The following is a 6268-nucleotide window of genomic DNA, read 5'->3' as shown; positions in this document are numbered from 1 at the left end:
GCGTCGCACTGCCGATGATGACGAGGCTCATGATGATGATGGCCGCCGTCGCAGCGATGAGGATGTAATCCGTACGGCGCAGATAACGTTTGTTCATCATTGCTTAAGTCTTCTCACTTCTCATTTCTCTTGCCCGCATCATGCTTCATGCGGTTGACCGGGATATTGGCCACGAGGGCGACGGAATTGTCGTCGTTCTCGAGGGAAATGTCCATATCCTTCTGATTGATATCCATATAATTGGAGATTACCTTGATGATGTCATTCTTGAGGTTCTCCATGACTTCCGGGGAAACATTGGCGCGGTCATGAATGAGCACGACCTTGAGACGGTCATGCGCGATCTGGCCGGATTTTTCCCGTTTGCCAAAAATCTTCTTGACTAAATTGTCCAGCATGCCTGTCCCTCCTTATGCCCCAAATACGCGGTGCTTGAGTCTCTGGAAGAAGCCTTCCTTCGGGAATTCCATGAACGGGATATCCTCGCCGCAGATGCGTCCGACGATATTGCGGTAAGCCTGACCTGCAAGGGAATTTTCCATCGTGATGCAGGGTTCGCCCTTGTTCGTGCTCGTGACGACCATCTCATCGTCCGGCACCTGACCGATGCAGTCAATCGAGAGAATATCGTTGATGTCGTTCATATCGAGCATATCGCCGCTTTCGACCATCTGCGGACGGATACGGTTGACGATGAGCTTGATGTCCTCTTTCTCGGCACGCGCGAGCTCGCCGATGATTTTATCGGCATCGCGGACCGCCGAAATTTCCGGCATTGTCACGACGATGGCCGTATCGGCAGCGGCAATGGCCGTCTTAAAGCCCTGCTCGATGCCTGCCGGGCAGTCAATGAGAATGTAGTCGAACTCCTTGCGCAGGTCCTCGCAGAGCTTGACAAGCTGTTCCGGATTGACGCTCGTCTTGTCCTTGACCTGAGAAGTCGGCAGCAGGAAAAGGGTTTCGTATTTTTTGTGGCGCACGAGAGCTTTTTTGTACGGCACACGCCCTTCTGCGACGTCGATGAGGTCGTACATGATGCGGTTTTCGAGGCCAAGCAGCAGGTCAAGATTGCGCAGGCCCGTATCCGTATCGACGAGGACTACGTTCTTGCCGCGCATGGCAAGGCCTACGCCCAGATTTGCCGTCGTCGTCGTCTTGCCGACACCGCCCTTGCCCGAAGTGATTACATAAACTTTGCTCATACCCCTTATCCTACCTTTCTATCGGTTCAATGACAATCTGTCCATCTTTTATTGAAGCGCGTTCCGCACGCTGTGTCATTTCCATGTGGTCAGGCGAGCGCGCGATGAGATTGGCGATGCGGATCTGTGTCGGCATCAAATGATCGGCGATGATGAATGCCTTCGTATCGCCCGCAGCACCGGCATGCACAAGGCCTCGGCAGGTTCCGCGGATATCGATGCTGCCGCCGGCGATGATCTGGGCTCCGGGATTGACGTTGCCGCAGACCAGCACCGAGCTTTCGGTGCGGATTTCCTGGCCGCCGCGCAGGGTGCGGTTCACCACGACCATCTCCTGCACGCGTTCGTCTTTTTTCTGCACGGCTGCCGCTCTTTCCGGCCGACCTGCTCTTTCTGCAGGTACTTTGGCAGCGGCTGCTTCCTTCGTCAGCGTCCGGCAAATCAGACCATGCTCATGGAAGAGCTTCTGCAGTTTCTCGAATTCTTCCTTTAAAAAGCGTTCTCTCGGTACAAGTACCAAAGTACCGCGCAGGAAAAAGCCGGAGCCCGACTCGAGCTTCTGTTCAATGTGTTTCCAGATGTCATCAAAAGAGGCGTCTTCTGCAAAACTCAGCTGCAGGCCCTTTTTTCCACCTTTGATCTTTACAATCTCATCATGCATGATGGCTGGTGACTCTCCTCTCTATCCACTCTCGCTTTTGCGCCTGTTACTTTTTATCACTGCTGCCGTCCTGATTGAGTCCGAATGCAGCCTCAAGGATCTTGCGTCCGATTGGTACGGCCGACTGCGAACCATAACCGCCGTTCTCGACGATGACGGCCACGACAATATTCGGGTTGTCAAAAGGACCATAAGCAACAAACCAGCCATGGTCGCGTCCCTGCGAGTTCTCTGCCGTACCGGTCTTACCGGCAATATCGACCGTGAAGCCGCGGAAACTCGACGCAGCGGTACCGTATTTCGTAACGTCGTGCAGGCCATCCTGGATGAGCTTGATATCCTCTTCCGGAACATCGAGCTGTGACAGGAGCTCTGGCTGGAAATCCTTGACGACGCTGCCGTCTGGAGCCAGGATGCGGTTGACGACATGCGGCTTATAGCGTTTGCCGTCAGCTGCAATCTCGCCCATGACCATCGCAGCCTGCAGCGGCGTCACGAGGTTAAAGCCCTGGCCGATGGCGGCATCGAAGGTCTCCGAAAGATACCATTCGCCATCGTCAAAGTTCTTTTCCTTATAACGGCGGTTGGCAACAAGGCCCGAAGCCTCATAAGGCAGGTCCACGCCCGTCTTCTGGCCGAGGCCGAACATGCGGGCATATTTTTCGAGGCGGTCAATGCCAAGGCGGTTGCCCATTTCATAGAAATAAACGTTATCAGAATGAGCGAGAGCCGAACGGAAATTCAGCCAGCCGAGAGCCTCGCCATCGGCGTTGCCCTTCGGAATCAGCCAGTGATGGCCCGAGTCAAAAATCTGCTCATCCGGTGTGACGACGCCCTCGGTAAGGGCGGCCGTGCCCGTGACAATTTTGAACGTCGACCCCGGCGGATATTCACCCGTGATGGTCTTGTTGTCCATCGGATGATAGGGGTTGTTGTTGAGCTGATTCCAGTCCTTCGCAGAAATGCCATGCGCAAAAAGGTTCGGGTCAAAGGCCGGACGGCTGACCATGGCAAGGATTTCACCTGTCTGCGGGTTCATGACGACAGCCGCAGCAGCATGAGCGCCAATCTGCGTAAGCTGTTCATCCACGGCCTTCTCCGCCGCCTGCTGCAGATTGATATCGATTGTCAGCTCGAGATCATCACCCGGGACCGGCTCCTTGCGGCCGAGAATCTGCACCGGCTTGCCCGATACATCGACTTCGACCTGCTGGCCGCCGTTCTCGCCGCGCAGTTCCTTATCATATACTTTTTCCAGGCCGAATTTACCGATGATATCACCGGACTTATAGCCTTCATCCTTCATTTTTGCCAGCTCGTCATCGTTGATCTCACTGACGTAGCCAAAGGTGTGCGCACCCTCCTGCTTGAGGATGTAATCGCGGATTGGCGTGACTTCGATGACAACGCCGGGATATTGGTTCTTCTGTTCCTCAATAATCGAAACGATATCCGGTGTGACATCCGTCTTGATGCGGATGGGGTTAAAGCCGCTGTGACCGGCAATTTTCTGCCGGATCTCATCTTCCGGCACCTTCAAAAGATCCGAAAGACGCGCAATGACATCATCCGAAATCGGCGCGGTGAGCGGCAGCAGCGAAACCGAGAAACCTGGACGGTTGGTGACGAGGAGCTGTCCGTTGCGGTCATAAAATGTGCCGCGCGGTGCCATCGAAGGCACAATGCGGATGCGGTTGCCGTCAGCCAGAGCCTTGTAATACTCCCCCTGATAAATCTGCAGGTAGGCAGCCCGCCCGATGAGAACGGCAATGACCAGGACCGATATGACCATCAATGTCCGCAATCTGCTGTTGAATTCATCATTATCCAAAATCGAATCTCTCCCATAATGAAAGGCACCCCGCAAGGTGCCTTAATCATTGCCAAAAAATCGTCTGCCGCACTAGGGCCGCCGTCATGCCTTTCCGTATCGTTTCTCGAGTTCATAAGTCAGACGATGAACCGGATAAGCAAATACCAGCTGGTAGATGAGCATTGGCAGCAGCGTATACTCCATATGTCCCATCAGATTAAAGCGATACCCTAATAATAGCATAAGTAACGCCAAAATAAAATAGTTCGCCGTCGTCACCACTAAAGATGCAAAGACCGGCAGGAAAAACTGCTCCTTGAATACCTCATCGGAAAATTTGCCGACAAGATAACCGAGCAGAAGACGCGTAAAAGCATTTATGCCCAGAAATGTGCCGCTGGCAAGGTCCTGCAGAAGACCTGCAGAAAAACCAGCTAATGCGCCGATGCGCGAACCGCGCAGAAAAGCCATCGACGTCGTGAAGAGCAGCAGAAGATCTGCTGTCACGCCATGATAGGCGATGAGCGGCAGCAGCGAGGTCTGAAGCGCATAGAGAATGATGACGAAAAGCGCTGTCACGCCTGCCTTCTTCATTGTGCGCTCCCCTCCCCGTCAGATGAACTGCTTTCCGAGCTCGAGGAATCCGCAGAGGAGTCCGAATCCGAAGAATCGGAAGAATCTCCCTCTCCATTCGCTTCAGCTTCCTGCTCTGCGGCCTGTGCTGCAGGGTCCGTCTCGGTTCCCGGCGTCTGCGGCGGCGTCTTCAAGGGCTCCGGCGGTGCTTCACGCGAAGCCGTGATGACCATGACATCCTCAAGCTTCTGGAAGTCGACAGCCGGCTCAAGAACGGCAATCTTTAAAAGACCGCCCTCGTCGTTGCGCATTTCGGAAACGACGCCGACATTGAGGCCTTTTGGATATACCCCGCCGAAACCGGACGTCACAACTACATCGCCTTCCTCAACATCCGCTGTCTTTGGGATATTGACCATGCGCGGCATGGTCGGATTGTCCATATCGCCCTCAACGATGCCGGCTACACGTGAATCCGCACGCTGTACGAGCGTGCCGACCGACGAGCGCGGGTCGAGGAGCAGCTGGACCTTCGACGAAGTCGGACCGGCCTCGATGATATGACCGACGAGACCTTTATCCGTCACAACAGCCATATCGACGTCAACACCGTCACGCGTGCCGCGGTTGATCTCGATGACACTGGACCAGGTCGCCGATTCACGGCCGATGACCCTTGCGGCCACGAGGTCAAACTGCGTAGCCGTCTGCTTGTACCCAAGCAGGGCACGCAGCCGCTGATTTTCCGCATCGTATTCGCTCGCATGGAGATTTTGGATGCGCAGCTGCTCGACCTCATTGCGCAGCATCTTATTCTGCTGATGCAGCGTGGCAATTTCCCAGATGTTGCTCGTCACGTAGTTGAGCTGACTGCCGACCCACGAAATTGCACGCTGAAAAGGTGTCATGACAATGGACACAGCCTGCTCAGCCACAGGCGCGTGAAAGCGGCCGCGGGCTGAGAAAAATATGATGCAGAACAGGCTGACCAGCACGACAATCAGGATGCCGATTTTTTTGCCCGTTCCCTTTTTATTGTTCTTCCTGTATTTTCCGCTCATCACTGTCTCAGCTTCTTCGAAGTCATGACTACGCGTTTGAGAAGTTCAATATTCTCGAGCGACTTGCCCGTGCCTTCGCCGACACAGGAGAGAGGATCCTCGGCAACGAGGACCGGCATGCCCGTTTCATGAGCCAGCAGCTGGTCGAGGTTTTTGAGGAGTGCACCGCCGCCCGTCATCATGATGCCGTGATCCATGACATCGGCAGCGAGTTCCGGCGGCGTTTTCTCGAGCGTAGCCTTGACGGCATCGACGATCTTGTAAATCGGCTCACCGAGGGCTTCGCGGATTTCCTTAGCCTGAATCGTGATGGTCTTGGGCAGGCCGCTGACGAGGTCGCGTCCGCGGATTTCCATCGAAGTATCCGTTTCCGGCGTCACGATGGCCGTACCGATGTTGATCTTGATTTCCTCTGCCGTGCGCTCGCCAATCATGAGATTGTACATGCGCTTGATGTACTGGACAATGGCAGAATCCATCTCGTCGCCGCCGATGCGGATGGAACGGCTCGTGACGATGCCGCCAAGAGAAATGACGGCGATTTCCGTCGTGCCGCCGCCGATATCGACGACCATATTGCCCGTAGCTTCCTCGACCGGCAGGCCTGCACCGATAGCAGCAGCCATCGGTTCCTCGATGAGATAAGCCTCACGGGCACCAGCCTGCTGTGCTGCATCGATGACAGCACGTTTCTCGACTTCCGTAACACCGGAAGGAACGCCGACCACAACGCGCGGACGTACGAAGGACTTCGTATTCATAGCTTTGCGGATGAAATACTTGAGCATGGCCTGCGTCACGTCAAAATCCGCGATGACACCGTCCTTCATCGGACGAATGGCCACGATGTTGCCAGGCGTACGGCCAATCATCTGCTTGGCCTCATCACCGACAGCCAGAACATCTCCCGTATCACTCTTTATGGCGACAACAGAAGGCTCACGCAGGACAATCCCCC

General features: G+C 54.9%; 7 protein-coding genes. All 7 read right to left on the bottom strand.

Annotation, left to right across the window (positions count from 1 at the left end; genetic code table 11):
* Nucleotides 1–113 precede the first annotated feature (113 nt).
* Nucleotides 114–398: a cell division topological specificity factor MinE gene (minE, locus tag ACI4OH_RS08145; RefSeq protein WP_295633467.1), complete on the bottom strand. Its 285-nt coding sequence runs from the start codon at nucleotides 396–398 to the stop codon at nucleotides 114–116.
* A gap of 12 nt (nucleotides 399–410) precedes the next feature.
* Nucleotides 411–1202, bottom strand: a complete 792-nt coding sequence (gene minD / locus ACI4OH_RS08140) for a septum site-determining protein MinD (RefSeq protein WP_439784569.1) — start codon at nucleotides 1200–1202, stop codon at nucleotides 411–413.
* 10 nt (nucleotides 1203–1212) lie between these two features.
* Nucleotides 1213–1863 carry a septum site-determining protein MinC gene (gene minC / locus ACI4OH_RS08135; protein ID WP_432646124.1) on the bottom strand — a complete coding sequence of 217 codons (651 nt, stop codon included), beginning with the start codon at nucleotides 1861–1863 and terminating at the stop codon, nucleotides 1213–1215.
* A 46-nt stretch (nucleotides 1864–1909) separates the two neighbouring features.
* The gene (gene mrdA / locus ACI4OH_RS08130) at nucleotides 1910–3697 is read right to left on the bottom strand and encodes a penicillin-binding protein 2 (protein ID WP_432646132.1); all 1788 of its coding nucleotides are present in this window, start codon (nucleotides 3695–3697) and stop codon (nucleotides 1910–1912) included.
* 81 nt (nucleotides 3698–3778) lie between these two features.
* Entirely contained in the window at nucleotides 3779–4270 is a 492-nt protein-coding gene (gene mreD, locus ACI4OH_RS08125) for a rod shape-determining protein MreD (RefSeq protein WP_432646123.1), read from the bottom strand.
* Entirely contained in the window at nucleotides 4267–5310 is a 1044-nt protein-coding gene (gene mreC / locus ACI4OH_RS08120) for a rod shape-determining protein MreC (RefSeq protein ID WP_435720976.1), read from the bottom strand. The genes mreD and mreC overlap by 4 nt, the downstream gene beginning before the upstream one ends.
* Nucleotides 5310–6268: rod shape-determining protein (locus tag ACI4OH_RS08115; protein ID WP_439784568.1), on the bottom strand; the 959-nt coding region annotated here is incomplete at its 5' end. The genes mreC and ACI4OH_RS08115, both read right to left, overlap by 1 nt.

The organism is Mitsuokella apri (assembly GCF_051886055.1).
Lineage (GTDB): Bacteria > Bacillota > Negativicutes > Selenomonadales > Selenomonadaceae > Mitsuokella.
Note: the sequence above shows the minus strand (reverse complement) of the source record. Positions and strands in the feature narration are given on the sequence as shown.